General features: G+C 58.9%; 9 protein-coding genes. 8 read left to right on the forward strand and 1 reads right to left on the reverse strand.

Features of this window, described 5'->3' with window-relative positions; all coding sequences use genetic code 11:
- Positions 1 to 13: 13 nt before the first annotated feature.
- Positions 14 to 1,510: a sigma-54-dependent Fis family transcriptional regulator gene (locus EPN96_01105; protein ID TAL18396.1), complete on the reverse strand. Its 1,497-nt coding sequence runs from the start codon at positions 1,508 to 1,510 to the stop codon at positions 14 to 16.
- 182 nt (positions 1,511 to 1,692) lie between these two features.
- On the opposite strand from EPN96_01105, the gene EPN96_01110 reads away from it, so the two are divergent.
- The 8 genes from EPN96_01110 to pbpC all read left to right on the forward strand — a co-directional run bounded on the left by EPN96_01110 (position 1,693) and on the right by pbpC (position 17,904).
- Entirely contained in the window at positions 1,693 to 2,730 is a 1,038-nt protein-coding gene (locus EPN96_01110; protein ID TAL18397.1) for a metal-dependent hydrolase, read from the forward strand.
- 78 nt (positions 2,731 to 2,808) lie between these two features.
- Entirely contained in the window at positions 2,809 to 3,930 is a 1,122-nt protein-coding gene (locus EPN96_01115; GenBank protein TAL18398.1) for a galactosyldiacylglycerol synthase, read from the forward strand.
- Positions 3,927 to 4,472, forward strand: coding sequence for a hypothetical protein (locus EPN96_01120; GenBank protein ID TAL18399.1), 546 nt, complete (start codon positions 3,927 to 3,929; stop codon positions 4,470 to 4,472). Before EPN96_01115 ends, EPN96_01120 begins: the two co-directional genes overlap by 4 nt.
- A gap of 41 nt (positions 4,473 to 4,513) precedes the next feature.
- A complete protein-coding gene (locus EPN96_01125) occupies positions 4,514 to 5,581 on the forward strand; it encodes a DUF2183 domain-containing protein (GenBank protein TAL18400.1) in 1,068 nt (355 codons plus the stop codon).
- A gap of 4 nt (positions 5,582 to 5,585) precedes the next feature.
- A complete protein-coding gene (locus EPN96_01130) occupies positions 5,586 to 7,115 on the forward strand; it encodes a hypothetical protein (GenBank protein ID TAL18401.1) in 1,530 nt (509 codons plus the stop codon).
- A 44-nt stretch (positions 7,116 to 7,159) separates the two neighbouring features.
- Complete coding sequence (locus EPN96_01135; GenBank protein ID TAL18402.1) at positions 7,160 to 9,994, forward strand: hypothetical protein; 2,835 nt, start codon at positions 7,160 to 7,162, stop codon at positions 9,992 to 9,994.
- 392 nt (positions 9,995 to 10,386) lie between these two features.
- Positions 10,387 to 15,474, forward strand: coding sequence for a hypothetical protein (locus EPN96_01140; GenBank protein TAL18403.1), 5,088 nt, complete (start codon positions 10,387 to 10,389; stop codon positions 15,472 to 15,474).
- Positions 15,475 to 15,489: 15 nt separating this feature from the next.
- Complete coding sequence (gene pbpC, locus EPN96_01145; protein TAL18404.1) at positions 15,490 to 17,904, forward strand: penicillin-binding protein 1C; 2,415 nt, start codon at positions 15,490 to 15,492, stop codon at positions 17,902 to 17,904.
- Positions 17,905 to 17,928: the final 24 nt, after the last annotated feature.

Raw genomic sequence — 17,928 nt, forward strand, 5'->3', positions numbered from 1 at the left:
GAGCCAGACAACCTTACCCCTTGAAATCATCCCTGCCCCTCCCCTTGAGGATATGCTTTTTGGCGGTCCTCCGGTCTATCCCCGCTCTCCTGGCCACCTCTTCGTATGAGCCGAACCTTTCGTAGAGCATTGCGGTGTAGAGTTCCACCACCTCGTCGGCGGTCAATTTCCCTCCCCTCAACTTCGCTTCAATCGAACCGGGATAACCTCCTTCGTCTTCCGCGGAAGGCTGGGGCTGGTAGCGGCCGGTGAGGATGATGCGTTTTACGGCCTGTTCCAGTTCGCGCACGTTGCCCGGCCACCCGTAACTTTCTCCCGCGTCCCGCAGAATGGCGCTCTTTACAAAATCCCTCACCTCCGGCGCGATCTCCCCGGACAGCCTCTTGAGTATGCTCTCCAGCAGGAGGTCGAGTTCCCCCGGCTCCTCGCGCAGCCTCTCCCGGAGGGGCGGCAGCGCTATTACGTCGGAGGAGATGCGGTAGTAGAGGTCTTCCCGGAATTTGCCTTCACGCCTGAGCTTTTGAAGCGGACGGTTGGTCGCGGCGACGACCCTTCCCCGGAAGCTCTTCGGAGAGTGGCTCCCTACGGGGAAAAAGACCCTGTCCTGCAAAACCTGGAGGAGCTTTATCTGGATTGAAACGCCGATATCGCCGATTTCGTCGATGAAGATCGTGCCGTGGGGGGCGCACCGGGAGAAAAGGCCCTCGTGGTCGCCGATCGCCCCGGTGAAAGAACCCTTCTTGTGGCCGAAAAGCTCCGACTCGATCAGCCCTTCGGAGTACTGCGAGAGGTTTATCGAGACGAAATTGCTCGCGAAACTCTCGGTGAAGGAGTTTTTCGACGGATTGTAGGGGATGAACCCCGATTTCCCTATCGCCGCCGCCGCAGCCCCCTTGCCGGTTCCCGTTTCGCCCACGAGGAGGATAGTGAACTCCTCCATCCTCTCCCAGAAGCGCTCCTCAAACCATCTTATATCGCAGGTGAACACAACGTTCCAAAGATGCATCCTAAGGTCCGCCATGGCGGGAGAGCTTCCCACGAGGCCGTTCCTGATGAAGTAGAACCCCCTTCTCAGTTGATAGAAGAAGGCGAAGACCTTGAGCGCCACGGGAGGCGTGAAACCGAAATTTTCTATCTCTTTCAACGCCCTTTCGGCGAAAGGCGCGGGGACCAAAACACTCCCCTTTTTTTCCTGCTCTCTTATGAGGCTGTCAAACTCGGCTATGTACTTGTGGAATAGGTGGAATAGCACTACGTCGCGCAGAATCTCTCCCCGCCTGCCCTCGTAGCGCCCCGGCTGTGTGCCCCCCTTTGCGCCGAAACCCGCCGCTTTCTCTTCGATTTTCGCCAGGGCCGCCCCAAGGATGGCGCCGGAGGGTATTTCCGGCGAAGCGCCCCCGATGCGGAGGTCGAGGTCGCCCCTCGCCCTCCCGAAGGGGTTGGCGAAGGCCGCCCTGGAGACATCCTCGAAAAACCCCCAGTCCTCCGAAGTGATTTTGACGTTTTTCATGCGTATAATGTATTACGTGTATGCATATTTTGTCAATTTATTGGCGCCATGACACGCGATATTCCGGAGCTTTCATTAAAACCCCTTTAAATCCCACGCTATTTGAAATCCCTTCCCCCGGCACGCTCCCTGCAAACACAGTTAACAGCGACACAGGACAACTATCGGAGGAGACTTCATCGATGCCAGGGAATAAGAAGCTGATCGATATCCACTGCCACACCGGCGGAACCGGCGCGGGCGAAAGCGGATGCTTCATCTCGCACCGGCTGCGAAAGAGCTATAAATTCCGCGCCTATCTCAGAGCTCTTGGTGCAACCGGACCCGACCTGGAGCGCGAGGGCGACGATTTCTCGGTGAAGCGGCTGTCCGAAACGCTCTCCCGCTCCGAGAGGGTGGGAAAAGCGGTGCTCCTCGCTCTTGACGGCGTCATGGACGGAGCGGGCAACCTCGACGGAGCAAGGACCGAAGCCTACGTGCCCAACGAATTCGTCGCCAGATGCGTCCGGGAGAACGAGGGGTTTTTCTTCGGAGCCAGCATAAACCCCCTCCGCCGCGACGCCCTCTGCCGCCTCCACAAGGCGTCGGAGGAAGGAGCGGTGCTGATAAAATGGCTCCCGAACATCCAGAGGATCGACCCCTCCGACGAGCGCCACATTCCCTTTTACCTCGCCATGAAGCGGGTTGGTCTTCCCCTGCTGTCTCACACCGGGACCGAGCGCTCTTTCACCGTCCACGCCGACGAGTTCGGCGACCCGGAGCGCCTGAGGCTCCCTCTCACCATCGGCCTCACCGTCATCGCGGCGCACTGCGGCGGAAACGGAAAATACCGTGCAGAAAAAAGCCTAAACCGCTTCATTTCCCTCTGCCGGGAGTTCCCGAACCTTTACGGAGACATATCGGCTTCTACGCAGATCAACGCCCTCGGCAATTTCGGGCGGATCACAAAGGCTGGCGCGCTAAGGGGCCGGCTCCTCTACGGGACCGACATGCCTCTCGCGAACACCGCCGCCGTAACCCCCTTCGCCTTTCCCTTCCGCCTCTCTCCTCCCCTGATGGTCCGCCTCTCCAGGATTGAAAACCCCTGGGACCGGGATCTCGCCATAAAGGAGGGGCTCGGCCTCGATCTCTCCACCCTGGCCGACCCTTCCCGCATGCTGCGGCTCCCGAAGGAGGGCAAGGGGCAAAGGGAGGGAAAAGGCTCTTCCAAAGCCGTTTAATCCGGCGCAGAATAAATTTCCGCCGATTGGACGAAGACTCATTTCACGGCGGTTTTCGTGAGGAAAGGGAGGCGTGCAATGCGCAACTCTAAAAGGATTTTATCGATAAGCGTATCCGCGGGCGCGGGCCACGTCAGGGCGGCGCAAGCTCTTTGCGCGGCGGGAGAAAAATACTTCGAGGGGGTAGAGACCATACACCTCGACCTCCTCGACCTGGTCCCCTCCCTCTTCAAAAAAAGTTATGGAGAGGGGTACCTGAAGCTGGTAGAGCGCCACCCCGCCCTCTGGGGTTACTTCTATGAAAAGACCAACCACACGCGGAGCGATTCAAAGCTACGCCGCCTCCAGTACGCCGTCGAGAGGCTGAACACTAAAAAGCTCGAAAAGCTCATCGAACAACTGAAGCCCGACGCGATCATAGCCACCCATTTCATGCCTGCGCAGCTCCTTTCAAGGCTCCTCGGGCGCGAAGAACTGAATCTGCCGGTGTGGGTGGCGGTAACCGACTTCGACGTCCACTCCCTCTGGATACAAAAACACATGAGGGGTTACTTCGCCGCCAACGGCGAGGTCGCCTTCAGGATGGCGGCTATGGGGATCGACCCCTCGGCGGTCAGGGTCACCGGCATTCCTTTAATGCCCGTCTTCTCGGAGACCCTTTCAAAGGACGAGTGCCGAAAAGAGCTCGGCCTCTCGCCCGGAAAGACCACCTTTCTGATGATGTCGGGCGGGGCGGGCATAGGGGGGATAGACGGCCTCGCGAAGAGGGTGCTCGACGTCGAGGGAGATTTTCAGGTCGTCGCGATAGCCGGGAGAAACGAGGTGCTGCACTCCGGCCTCCGGGAACTGGCGAAAAGGTATCCCGGCAAGCTCTTTCCTATGGGTTTCACGACCACCATCGAGCGAGTGATGGCGGCCAGCGACATCGCCATAACGAAACCCGGCGGTCTTACCTCCTCGGAGTGCCTGGCCATGGGGCTGGGGATGATCGTCGTATCGCCGATACCGGGCCAGGAGGAGCGGAACGCCGAATACCTGATGGAAAACGGCGCGGCTCTGAAGGCGCATGACGTAGCGGGCCTTGAGTACAGGGTGCGGCTCCTCCTCGGTGATCGTGAGCGGATAACGGCATTGCGGCGAAACGCGCTTGCGCTCGGAAGGCCGGAGGCAGCAAGGAGCGCCCTGGAGGCGGTCCTTTGAAACCCACCAGGAGGAGGGAGGCCGTGCTGCGCGGCCTCCTTCACCTCTTCTGGGTGCTGACCCTCGCCTTTTTCTTCGCCAAGGCGGAGATTCAGATAGAGGGGGCGAACGGCTGGGCGTCGAACCTCCCCACCTGGCGGGTCGAGGGCCACGTGCTTCTGGGGCTCTTCTGGGGCGGGCGGACCCTCACCGGCTACCATGCGTGGATATTCTCCTTCATGGCGCTGGTCTTCCACACGCCGCTCATTCTTTCCGGAAAATTCGCGCGAAAGCTCTGGTCGCGCTCGCTCGGGAGTCTGATGCTCTTCTGGATCGCCGAGGATTTCATCTGGTTCGCCCTGAACCCCGCCTACGGAATCGCGAAGCTGGCCCCGCAGTTCGTGCCCTGGCACAAAAACTGGCTTCTCGGCTGGCCCTCGGACTACCTGACTTTTTCCACGCTCGGCGCGCTCCTCATCCTCTATTCCCTGTGGCCCGCGAAACGGCAGGACGGCGAAAATGCGCGACAACTTGAAGCTGTAAAAAATTACCAAAATAAGTAGAATCCAATGAAATTCAAGCTTGTCCGACAGGATGACCGAAAATGAAAATCCCTATCCGCAAACTTATCTGCGCCCTAGCCCTTTTGCTTTTCGCAAAAGCTTCCTTTGCCTTAAAGCCGGACGAGACCGCCCTCTTTTACCCCACCGACGCGGCGCTGGTGAACGGCGTGTGGGAGGTTCCGGTTCACGGCTGGATCTTCGAGCCGGAGGAGGATTCGGTAAAGCGCGGATTCCTTCTCGACCTCGCCAAAAAGATGTTCGACAAAGAGCTGAGGCCGGAAGAAGAGACTCTCTTCAAACAGAGAGCGATAAGGTTTCTGGCGGACTCCGAGGAGGGCAAGAAGGTCAGCCTCTCGCTTTGTAAGAAGGAGTCAAAGGCCGCCGTCTCCTCCGAGGGCGGGCAGGTGAACCTTATTCTCACAATCCCCGAAGTGGAGCTTTGCGAAACTCAAAAAGGCTGGACCGAGGCGAGGACGGAGCCGGACGGGGGAGACGGCAGAGTCTTCACCGCCCCTGTCCAACTGGTCGAGCCGCGGGGAGTCTCCGTCGTCTCCGACATCGACGATACGATAAAGATTTCAAACGTCTTGAACCGCGAGGCGCTTTTTGAAAATACTTTTTTGCGCCCCTTCGTCCCCGTCGGCGGAATGCCGGCGGCATACCGCAAGTGGGAGAGCGAGGGTGCGAGATTTCACTACCTTTCGGCGAGTCCATGGCAGCTTTACGAGCCGCTTTTTGCCTTCCTCGAAGCGGAGGGTTTTCCCCGGGGAAGCTTATATCTGAAGTCCTTCCGCCTTACCCCTTCCGGGATCATCGAGATTACGAACCACTCCCTGGACTACAAGCTCTCCCGGCTCACCGCCCTCTTTGAACGCTATCCCGAGCGAAAATTCATCCTCGTCGGCGACAGCGGTGAGCAGGACCCCGAAATCTACGGACAGATCGCCAGGAAGGTCACTGAAAAGGTGCTGGCGATTTTCATTCGCGACGTGACCGGCGATGCCCCCGGCTCGGACCGCTACAGAAAAGCCTTCTCCGATATCCCGGAAGATAAAATCAGGATTTTCAAAGACCCCTCCGAACTGAAAGACTTCAGCCTTGCGAGATGAAAAGATGCTAAAGCGCCTCTTCCTTTTTGCGGTTCTCTGCCTCGTCGGTTCGCTCTCCTTCGCCGCCGTTCCCGCAAGAGACAAGATCGCGGACGACCTCGCGACGGTCGAGAATCTCCGAAACGGCCTTATCTCCGTGGTCGAATACGTCAGGAAGACCCCGGAGATTTTTCACCCGAAAAATCCAAAGGCCCTTCCTCCCCGAGACGACAAGGTTGCCGCGCTCCAGGTCTGGAGGCGCTTTTTGGATTACCGGATAGCGCTCGACACGATCGAAGAGGAGTACTCCGAGTACTTCTTTTCCATGGACGGCGCGACCTCCGGGGACGAAAACGCGGCCTTCGAGGTCCATTACGCAGCCTTTCTGGCCCAATACCGGTGGTCGCTGGAGTTTCTGAAGGAATTGGAAAGCTATCCCTACGCCGACACCGCCTTTAACGAGACGCTTCCAGACCTCGGCCTCCCCGCAGGCTCTTACGCCGATTTCAAGCTGCGCTTCCTGAACGTCGGCACCGCCTCCCGCTTCGCGGCGCTTAACGCCATCGACCTTCCCAACCGGAAGGGGCAGGATTTGACGGAGCGAAGTTGGATCAAGGACGACCGGGATAGAATATGGAGTCTGGGCAAGGGCAAGGGGCTTGAGCTTACCGCCAAAAACGCTCTGGAAGTCGTGAAGGGCGTAGGGCAGGTCATCTGGCTCCCCGTCCAGACCGATATCAGCAAGTCCATGGGCCGTATGAAGGTCGCCCGCCGCGGCCAAAACCTGATTACCGCCGAACAGGCGCAGGAGCTTGGCGAGAGGCTTGAGCCGGGCGACATCTTCCTCGAACGGCGCGAATGGTACATGTCGAACGCAGGCATCCCCGGCTTCTGGACCCACGCGGCCCTCTACATCGGCACGGCAGACGATCGAAGAAAATTCTTTGGTTCGGACGAAGTTAAGGAGTGGGTGAAGGAACAAGGCGTTTCCGGCGGCGACTTTGAAGAGCTGATAAAGACCAGATTCCCCTCCGCATACACACTCTCCCTCAAGAAAGACGAGTCCGGCTATCTGATCGGCGTACTCGAAGCGATTGAAAAGGGCGTTACCTTAACTTCCCTCGTCCACTCCGCCACGGCGGACAGCGTGGCTGTCCTGCGTCCCCGTCTCCCGAAAAAAGAGAAGGCCCTTGCCGTCTTGCGCGCCTTCTCCTACGAGGGACGCCCTTACGACTATAATTTCGATTTCCTTACCGATTCCGCCCTCGTCTGCTCCGAGTTGGTCTACAAGTCCTACGAACCCGCGAAGGATTTTCACGGTGTCGTTTTTCCGCAATCTACCGTAATGGGGCGGATCATCACCTCTCCGAACGAGTTCGCGCGGCAGTTCGACGAAGAGAAGGCGGCGGGGAAACCCCAGACCGACCTCGTGGCCTTTCTGGACGGCTACGAGGACGCGAAGAAAGCGGTCGACGCTGACGAAAAGACCTTCCGTGAAAGCTGGAGACGCCCGAAGTGGCACATCCTTGTCCAGGAAAAGCGACCGGAAAAGTAAACCAGACCATCGTGGAGCGCGTTAACGCGCGGTAAGGATGAGGTATGAAGGTTCTTAAGGCTTTTGCGATAGCGGTTTTAATAGCCTTTTTTTCCGCGCAGGCATACTGCGCCTCGCCGAAGGTCTCTATTTACAGTGAGCCCGGCGAGCCGGGGTACTTTTACCTCGAACTGCCGGAGCCGCTCGTCATTCCGCCCGATTTCAGAGTCCTGGAATGTACGTCCAGCACCAAAAACGTCTACCTGCTTACTCCGAAGACCGAGACCGCAAAAGAGCCGGGCGATCTTCCCGCCTATAAAAAAGTCCTTAAGGGCATCTACGGAAGGTTCAGCCGGGAAGGCGAAGCCGGAATAAAGGTCGCGGGCTGCGCCTGGAACGATGAAAACAAGCGGACGAAGATAGGTGACTATTCGTTTGCGATCGGCAAAGGCGCGGAAGGAAGCGAAGACCTGAAAAAGGAATGGGGATCGGCCTGGAAAAGGGAATTCGAGTGGGCGGGGTTCAGCGCCGATTCGAGCTTCGCTTCTTATTTCAAAAAATTCGCGCCTCCCCGTTACGGCCTCGATGTCTTGCCCGCCGAGCTTCAACCCTGGGCCCTCCCTCTGGAAACCCCCGACCTTTACAGCGTCTTTTCCTCGGGGGCCGCCATTCACGAAAGCCTCCAGCTGGGAGGACTGGTCGACAGGGTCGGTCGCAACCGCCGTCCTCTGCCCCAGAACGAAAGATCCGTTCCAATCGAAGAGCTGAAAGGACCCGAGGTAAAATCCCACCCCTTCGCCGAGATGCTGGGAAGTAAGAATCCCGCCGAATCGCCCCTGGCCGGGTTCGTGCCCCAGGACCAGTACTACGTTCTCTTCAGAAATTACGACAAGCAGATTGAGCTTTCAGATCTTTTGCGCGATAGCGGCGGGAACCTCCTCTCCATGACCGGAGGAGGGGGAGGTCGCGAATACGACGTGCGCAAAAAACTTGAAGGAAAGCTCTGCCTCGAGCAGACTTATCTCTCCCGTCTCTTCGGCTCAAGCGTCATCGGCGAGGTGGCTCTCACCGGCAGCGACCCCTTTTTCCGGGAAGGGACCTCGCTGACGGTGATTTTCGGCCTCAAAAACCCCGACGTTTTCAAAAGGCATATGGAGTCGAAATACGAGGAAGCTGCGGCGGCGAAAAAAGCGGTCAGAAGTTCCCGGAGTATAGAAGGCCATGAGGTTTTTTCCATCCTAACGCCGGACGGGGAGGTATCCTCCTTTTACGCCCAGCTTGGAAACGCCGCCATCGTCTCCACCAGCCTTAATTCCCTGACCCGCTCGCTGCTTTGCGCAAAGAAGAAGATTCCCAGCCTCGGAGAAGCCCTCGACCTGAAATACATAAGGACTATTTTCGCCAGGGGAGCGGAAGAGGAGGACATCTTCATCTATCTCTCCGACGCCCACATAAGAAATCTCGTGGGGCCGAGGTGGAAGATAGAGGAGACGAGGCGGCTTCGCTGCGGGGGCAATCTCGAACTTCTCTCGAACGCGGCGCTTTGGAGAAAGATCGAAAAATCCTCCTTCGGGAGGGTGGAGCAGTTGGCCTCGGAAAAGTATCTCGGCGAAACCTCTCCCGTCTGCCCGGACGGAGGGAGCTATTCGATAGACGCACAAACCGGCGCGCCCGTCTGCTCGATACACAACAGGCTCGGTTCGATGACCGCCATAGGGGAGATCGACATTAAGGAGGCCACCGCCGAGGAAACGCTTCTCTACGGCGACTTCGTGACGAGTTACTCCCGCTTCTGGCGGCAGTATTTCGATCCCATCGCGATACGCGCGAAGATCGGCGGCGATCTCAGGATCGAAACGCTGATCCTCCCGCTGATAGAGAACTCCTGGTACGACGGGATCGTCTCTTTCACGGGCAAAAAGGACGGCGACCTCCCGCTGGCGGATTTGACGGAAAATACGGTTGTGAGCCTGCGCTCGCGCATCGCCGTCGAGGAGATAAAGAAATCCCTCGAAAACAGCGAATTGCGCTCCTTGTCTCTTTTCGGCAACTGGCTCGGCGACGAATTTTCGTTAAACGTATGCGACGGTCGGCCCTTCGTCGAACTCGGCGGTTCCATGTCCGCGCAGATGATGCGCGGAGGCGGTTCGGCCATTGAGAGGCTGACTCTCGGCTACCTGGTCACGGCGCTCAACCTCCCGGTCTACCTCTCCGCCGAAGTCACCGACCCCGTAGCCGCCGGAAAAGCCCTGCCCGATCTATTCCTGTACTCCTTTAACCCGAGACATTTTTCTAATCAGCGGGTCGCGGAGACCTACCGGCTCGACGATTACGGCGATACGGCGGTCTATTCCAACGTCTTCGATTTCGGCTTCGTCCGCTTCAGGCTCTTTACGTCAATAATCGGCGACCGCCTCATCGTGGCCACCCGCTACGAAATACTCAAAGACCTGATCGACAAAAAGACCTTCTCCCCGGATCCGGCCGACCGTAACGGAAATATCGGCCTGACCGTCTACAAGGAAAATTTCGACGAGCTGGGAGAGACGACGGCGCGAGGCCACGCTGAGGACAGCCTCAAGGCGTGCCGGGGCAACCTTCTTCTGACCGGCCTTTTGATGGAGCAGGCGGGCGTTGAACCCGAAAAGGCGGCGGAAATCATAAACGCCTCCAAGGGGTACTCCCCCCAGTGCCCCTCCGGAGGGCGCTACCTCCCCGACGGCGAAGGGCTCGGGGCCAGATGCTCGGTGCACGGGACTCTCGGCAGGGCGATTTCATCCAGAACAATGGACGAAACCGCGCCGGTGACGAAGCTGCTGGATTCGATAGAGCGCGCTGGCTTCACCCTGAAATTCTCCGAAGAGGGGCTGAGGGCGGTGATCAACATCGCGAGGGATTGAACGGGGCGGTCAATCCCCTGGTAGCGGCCCCCCTGTGGTTGGTGATCATCACCATGTCGATGGCGAAGACGCTGAGGAGGGAGAGCACCGCCTTTTTGCGTGCTGAAAGCATTGGCGACGGGTTGCTCATCCCGTGCCGGGCCTAATTTTTGCCGGGTTCGGCAAAATCCTGTGGAAGAAGGTAAGCGCGGGTGAACTTACCCGCGCGGATGCCGAAACCATCACTGCCGTCACACAGCCCGACACAACGTAACGGCCCAAAAATTTCAACTGGATTTTCTTTAGCGGAGGAATATATTGGTCAGCCAAAGAGTTTTTTAGTCACTGGCGAAGTTTATACCTTCTACAGGCTTAAAAATAAGCTGAGTCAATTTTTGCCGTAAGGGGCTGCGATGTTCTCATGGCGCTTGTTCAACCGAATTGCCCTTTCCCTCCTTTTCGCAGCCTGCCTCCTTGCTGTTCCGGCGGCGGCACAACCCGGCAGCCAGTTCACCATTACCGGGATCGAGGTCAAGGAGTGCTGCGAAGCCGGAAGAACGGTTTCGATCACTTTCTCCGACAAGATTACTGCCAACGACGCTTATAGCCGGCTACACTTTGTTCCGCCCGTTCCCTCGGCCAACGAAAAATTGTCAAGCGACGACAAGGTCCTTATTGTCCACGGGCAGTTCCGCACAGGCACAACTTACTCGGTCCGCTTTTCAGGGGGTTTCGTCTCCGCCTCGGGGAAACCTTACGTGGCGTCCAGGCAGAGTTTCGAGGTTCCCCACCTGCCTCCCGCTCTGCGCTTTTCCGGACTCGGCTCTGTCGTCGAGCGAAACAGCCGCCAACTCGTCCACTTCGATGTCCTGAACGTCGATTCCACCCTTCTGGAAACCGTTACGGTGCCGCCTCTCACCGCACTGGCGCTTGGATTTTACGGCGGAAAAAAAACGTGGGATATCGAAAGCGCCGCCAGCGTCAGCGATCTTTTTAAAAAAGAGCTGCCGGGCGACAGCCCGCTTCGCGCCGGCGTCTACGAAATCTCTCAGAGAAAGGATGTGTTCGACACCAAGGGGAAAGAGGACTTTGAGCAGTCCTTTTCAATTCCCCTGTCGGAACGTCCGGATAAGGCTAAGGGGCAAATAGTCCTTGCCCGCGTGCTCGACAACGCCAAAGGCAAAAACACCGTCTCCGAGCCGTCGATTTTCAACATTACCGATCTTGGAGCGACCCTTGTCTCCAGCAACAGGGAAACTCTTGTCTGGGTGACTTCGCTTACGACGGGTTTGCCGGTCAAGAACGTGAAGATTTTCGCGGTTTGCCAGGACGGCTGGATATTCGAGGCGGGAAATACGGATGCCGACGGTGTGCTGAATATCCAGGGGGGCGACAAAAACGGCGTGAGGGTAGCCCGGACACAATCCTTCCTCAGGAAAGGGTTGGCCGAGTCCCTGGAATCAGGGACTTTCCCGTGCCTTCCCGATAAAATAGAAGCCATTCTCGCAGTAACGGGCGACGACGTGGCTATCGCCGCCACTCCCGCCAATCCCGCGTGGCGCATCTCCTTTCCCGGCATAAGGCAGACCTCGTCGCCCTCCGAGCAGCCGCGTCCGGCGAACGCGCAGATTTTTACCGAGCGCGGTGTCTACCGCCCGGGCGACAAGGTGTTTTTCAAGGGGACGGTCCGCCGCTACCGCGAAGGCGCCATCGAGCCTCCGGCGGGAGATGCCTGCAATCTTGAGATAACCGATTCCAGGGGACGGAAGATACACGAGTCGGAGACGCCCCTCTCGGCTTTCGGCACCGCCTCGGGTGAATTTATCGTCCCTCCCTCCTCGCCGCTGGGTGAGTACCGCATCGAGATGCGGCTCAAGGAGGGCGGACAGTCCGCCGTGACCACTTTCCGGGTGGAGGAGTTCCAGCCACCCCGCCATTTCGCGCGGGTGGGGTTCGCACAGGAGAAACGCAAAGACGACTCCTACGTGAACCGGACGGTCGAGATGACCTTTCTAAAAGTGACCGTCGAAGGCGGTTACTACGCCGGTGGACCGGTGAAGAACGGCCGAGTGCGCTGGCAGCTTACCTACGGCCCCTCGGCTCATCAGGTAGCTGATTACGAAGACTACATCTTCGGCCACGAGGGGGACCGGGACACGGGTGAAAGGGCAGAGCCCCTGGAGTCGGGCGAAAGTTTTCTCGACGCCTCGGGTAAGCTCTCCCTTGAATTCCCGGTTTCGCGCGAGGTCCTTTCCGGCGAGCGCAACCTGGTTGTTTCCGCCACGGTACTCGATTTCGACGGGAAGGCCGCCAGTACAACGCAGAGCTGGCAGGCGCCCATCCCCTACCAGATCGGCATAATGAGCCACCCCGGTTCTATCTCCGCCGAGCAGGAGCAGCAGCTTAGGGCGATCGTCATCGAAAAGGACGGTGAAAGGATTGCCAAGGGGACGCTATCGGTGGAAGTCCTTCGCCAGAGCTGGAATTATTTCAGGAAGCGCAACCTCTCCGGCAACGAGTACTGGGTAAGCGAACAGGTATGGAAGCGCAGCAGCCTCACCGAAGTGGATATCTCGGATTCCGTTGCTAAGTACTCCGTCGCCTTCGACTGGGGCGGGGAATACCTTGTGCGCTTCTCCTACCGCGCCGAGGACGGCGGCGTCTACTCTTCCGCGACCCGCTACAACGTTAACTGGGGTTCCTGGGAGGACAGCTACTCTTCGAGGGATGAGCAGCGCTACACGAAGGTTTCCCTCGCGCCCGACAGAAACCAGTACAAGCCGGGACAGACGGCGCGGCTGCGCATAGGGGCTCGCCGCAAGGCGACTGCTTACCTCTACACCCTTGAGAGGCAGGGGATACTGGAATACAAGGTGTACACTCCAAAAGACGGGATGCAGGAGCTTGAGGTAAAGATAAAGAAGGACCACCTGCCGAACGTCTTCGCCTCGCTCGTGGGAACGATTCCGCGCGGATCCTTCCCCGTCTACTCGGGAAAGATCGACGATGGCTTCCCTACCTTCATGCACGGCGTCACCAATCTTCAGGTCGTGACGAAATCGACCGGCATCACCGTGGAAATAGCGCCGGAGAAGAAGATTCTGGAGGCGGAGCCGGGGCAGGAGGTAACGCTAACCCTGGCCGCGACCGCCGAAGGCAGCGCAGGGGTTCAGGCGGAACTGGCAGTCGCCGTTGTCGATGAATCCGTCCTCGCGCTTACCGGCTACCGTACTCCCGACCTCAAAGGGTTGACCAGGTTCGACATTCCTCTCGGCGTTTTTCTAACCGACCTTCGCCTCTTCATGCTGCCCCAGACCCCCTACCGCACGGTGCGCAACGAAGCGCTCACCGGAGGCAGCGAAGGCGACGGAGCGCCGCTCGAAACGAGAAAACGCTTCGAGCCGGTCGCCTACTGGAACCCGGCGCTTCTCACCGGCGAGAACGGCAAGGCCACCATCCGCTTCACCCTTCCCGACCAGATGAGTTCTTTTAGGGTGTTCGTGGTCGCCTGCGACAAGGGTAGCGCTTTCGGAAACGCCGAAAGGCAGCTTCGCGTCTCCAAACCCTTTTACCTCGAACCCGGCCTCCCTCGTTTCTTCACTAAAGGAGACACCTTCCGTTTCAAGGTCGCCGCTTTCAACCAGACCTCCGAAAGCGGAGCGCTGGAGTTCTCGCTCTCACAAAAAGGCGGCCTCGCCGTGTCGACGGAGCAGAAAAGCTACCCGGTGAAGGCGATGGACCGCGTGGACGTTGCTGTTTCCGGACGAGCAGAGAAACCCGGCGACTCGGTCCTTCTCTTTTCGGGTGCTTTCGGCAGCCGCCGAGACGCCGTGGAAATGACTCTGCCGGTTAGGACTCCCCACGTCTCCGGGCAGGAGACGTGGTACGGAACCCTGAAGGGCAAGGCCAACCTGGCTCCCGCGCTCTCGGAAACGCAGAAGGGACTGGCGGCGGACCCGGAGCTCCTCGCGGAGACCAGGGCCGTGCTCACGCTTTCCTCCTCTCCCTTCCTGAGGATGACCGAGGGGCTTCGCTACCTTCTCCAGTACCCTTACGGCTGCGTTGAGCAGACTTCTTCGGGAGTCATGCCTCTCGCCGTAATGAAAGGGCTTCTCGCCAAGGGCGCGGTTCCCGGCATAAGGGCCGATGAAGCAGACCCCTTCCTCGAAAAGGGTGTCCAGCGACTCTTGGGCATGCAGACCTCCTCGGGCGGCTTCGGCTACTGGCCGGGAGACAGGGAGGCGAGCCCCTGGGGGACTTTCTACGCGCTTACGGCGCTCGCTGAGGCGAGGGACGCGGGGATGTCAATCCCGACGCCGGTAATTGAGCGCGCCGTCGAATACCTGAGGACGACCCGCATCACAAAGGAACCGGAGGAGGCGGGTGGCCCAGTGGCTCTCTACCTCCTTGCGAGACTCGGCGCGGCCAATTCCTCCGACTTCGCCCTCTTTAAGGACAAAATCGGCTCCATGGATTGGGAGCCGCGCATCCTCACCCTGCTCGCGGCTTCCTACGGGAATTTCATGGCGACCGGGGAACTTGCGGAAAGCGCCAAAAAGGCGGTCTCTTCGCCACGGAAGGATTCCTACTACGCGCATGATTTTCATGCTCAGTACCGCTCTGACGCCCTCTCGCTTCTTCTGCTCGACCGCGCCGCGCCGGAGAGCGGGGAGGCGGCCAAGGCGGCAGTAAAACTGCTGGAATCTCGGAGCAAAGAGGGGAACTGGTACCGCACCAGCGATACCGGCTGGGCTCTTTCCGCCCTTGCCCGCCACTTCATGGCGGAAAGCCCCTCCAGCGGGCAGGTGAGCGTCACCGTGCTTCTGCCGGGCGAAGGGGAAAAAACTGTCTCCCTTCCCTCTCAGGGCTACACGGAGATCTCCGTACCAGTCGCCTCTCTTCTTGCAAACCCGAGCCTCTCCATGTCTTCCGACCCCGCCAGGGAGATACTCTACTCCCTCAGACTCGTTTTCCCGCGCGCGGATTACGCCAAAGGCGGCCACGAGGGCGGGTTTCAGATTTCCAAGCGTTATGAAACGGTCGAAGGTTCGCAGAAGATCAAGGTCGGAGATCTCGTCAAGGTGACGGTCGAGTTTTCCGGCCCGGAAAGGGATTCCCGGTTTGTGGTTCTCGACGACCCTCTGCCCGCGGGTCTTGTCGCGATAAACACCGCCTTCAAGACGGAGGAGGCTCTGCCCTCCGACAACGACGCCCAAAACTCCGGCGGTCAAAACAACGAGGGTTACTGGTACTCCTTCTGGAATCCCGAGGGATTTTACCGCTTCGTCCCCGACCACCTGGAGCTTCGCAACGACAGGGTGACGGCCTTCCGCGCCTCTATATGGACCTGGCGTGAGAACCCCTACCGTTTCACCTACTACGCCCGGGCGGTGTGCGAAGGGGTATTCGTTATCCCTCCGACGAAGGTCGAGCGCATGTACGAGCCTGAGATAAACGGCTACACGCCGGCTTCGGCGCTCACCATCGAAGGCCGTCCGTAGCAACCGAGGCTCAAGATGCTATCAGACGGGGCCGGGACTTCAAAAGAAACTGGTGCGCCGGGAAAGCTTGGCCGGAAACGGTTTTGGCTTTGGTCCCGGGCGCTACTTTTCGCCCTTATGCTTTTCGGTGGTTATGCTGCATGGCTGCGTCTTGAGCCGCTGACTCGTCCCTCTCTGCCCGAGCTTGAGATAGCTCCGACGCTATTTTTAACTGACTGCAACGGAAGGCCCCTTCGCTCGGTAACCGACGAGAAATGGCGCCGCCATCTCCCCCTCGTCCAGAAAGATATCCCCGATATAGTGCGCAAAGCCTTCATCGCGGCCGAAGACTCGCGCTTTTATTACCATCCCGGTTTCGACCCCATCGCCATCGCGCGCGCGTCCTTTTACAATTTCCGCTCCGGGAGAGTCGTCTCCGGCGCTTCGACCATAACCCAGCAGCTCGTCAAATCCACGCATCCGGGGGAAGCCCGCACTTTCGAGCGAAAATTTCTGGAGATTATCGAGAGCGTCAGGGTTGAATGGCTGCTTTCCAAGGAAGAGATACTGACCCGGTATCTAAACCGGGTCGATCTTGCAAATAACCTCATCGGCGTTGAGGCGGCTTCGCGCTCTTATTTCGGCAAAAAAGCCGCAGAACTGAGCCCCGTCGAGGCAGCCACCCTTGCAGCCCTGCCCAAGGCTCCCACGCGCTTCGACCCGTGGGGGCCGCACCCAGAACGACTGATCGCTCGCCGGGACCTGGTTCTTGGCCAAATGGCAGATAACGGAGTAATTACAGAGGAAGAGGCAGAAAAGGCGAAGGAACAACCGCTGGATGTTCTTTCCGCGGGCCCGCCAGAAGGTGCTCCCCACCTTACTGATTATCTCCTTGGGTTCGGCCGCCTTTCGGGACGCACCGGCGAAACGGCGCTGACCATTGACCTTGACATCCAGAAGATCCTGATTGACGCACTCGCCTCCAACCGCCACCGCCTCAAGGCTTCCGGGGCTTCCCAAGCGGCGGGTTTAATAATCGACAACCGCACTATGGGAGTAAGGGCTCTGGTTGGCTCCTTTGAATACTCGCCGCGCGATCAGGGGTTCGTCAACGGGGCTCTGGCCCGGAGGTCTGCTGGCTCCACCCTCAAACCCTTTCTCTACGCCGCCGCGATGGAGCAGGGCTATACTCCCGCCTCGGTGCTCGACGACTTTGAACAGGCCTTCCGGAGCGACGAGGGTGAGTACCTCCCTCTGAACTACGACCGGAAGTCAAACGGCCCGGTCAACCTGCGTATGGCCCTGGGAAAATCCCTTAACCTGCCCGCCGTGCATCTCCTTAACGAACTAGGGCAGGAACGCGTTTACAAGATTTTGGGACTCCTCAACCTTCTTCCCTACGAGGCCCCGCCGCCCGATTACTACGGTCTCGGCCTCGCGGTAGGCAATCCTGAGGTGCGCCTGATCGACCTGGCGGCGGCTTACGCCGTGCTTGCGAACGCAGGAGACTACCGACCGGTATCATTTCTAAAGGAGGGAGCTGAGGCAATTCCGCGAAGAATTTTCTCAACCGAGGCTACTGCTCTGGTAACCAACGTCCTCAGCGATACCCTTGTGCGCTCTTCGGCGTTCGCCAATTTTCCACCTCCCGCGCCGCTTGCCTTGAAGACCGGGACCTCTACCCATTACCGCGACGGCTGGACGGTCGGCTACACCCCCGAATACACCGTGGCGATATGGGTGGGCAATTTCGACGGGAGGGAAACGGCAACGCTTTTCGGAGGGCATGGCGCAGGACCGGTTTTTACCGACGTGATGAGAGGGCTTTACCCCGGCGCTCCTCCGCCTACCTTCCGCCTTCCAGACACAGTAGTGCTCCGTGAGGTTTGCGCCCAGTCGGGTGTTAACCCGACGCCGCTCTGCCTGGAGAGAAAGACTGAACTCTTCATAGTGGGGAACGAGCCGGAAGGGCTATGCGCCTACCACGAACAGGGCGACGGGCACGATCTGCCCATGAAATTCGCGGGGTGGCTCGACAAGCGTCACTCAGAGGGAAGGGAGAGCAGGTACAGGCTAGCCGGCCTTCCCTCGAATCTCGACAAACTTTTCATACCTCCTCTCCCGGATAAGCCGGCGCGCTACTCGGGTCCGGTGAGGATAGGAGCCCCTGACGAAGTTCCCCGCATGACGCCTGAAACTTACCTTAGCATAGTCTATCCCCTGGACGGAGACCGCTACATTCTCACCCCCGGCGAGGAATCTGTGGAGCTTCGGTTTGAGGCATCTCTTCGCGATCCGGCTGAGAAAATCGACTGGTATGTGGACGGGAAGGAAGCTGGCAGCGCCGGTCCGCCCTATACGCTCTACTGGAATGCGGGAAGGGGCCGCCACCGCATCATGGCCGTCGACGGAAACGGCTTCGGCCAGACGATCGAAGTAAGCGTGGAATAAATACCCCGGAGACAGAGTGGATCA

It is taken from the genome of bacterium, from assembly GCA_004322275.1.
GTDB lineage: Bacteria > Desulfobacterota > Deferrisomatia > Deferrisomatales > BM512 > SCTA01.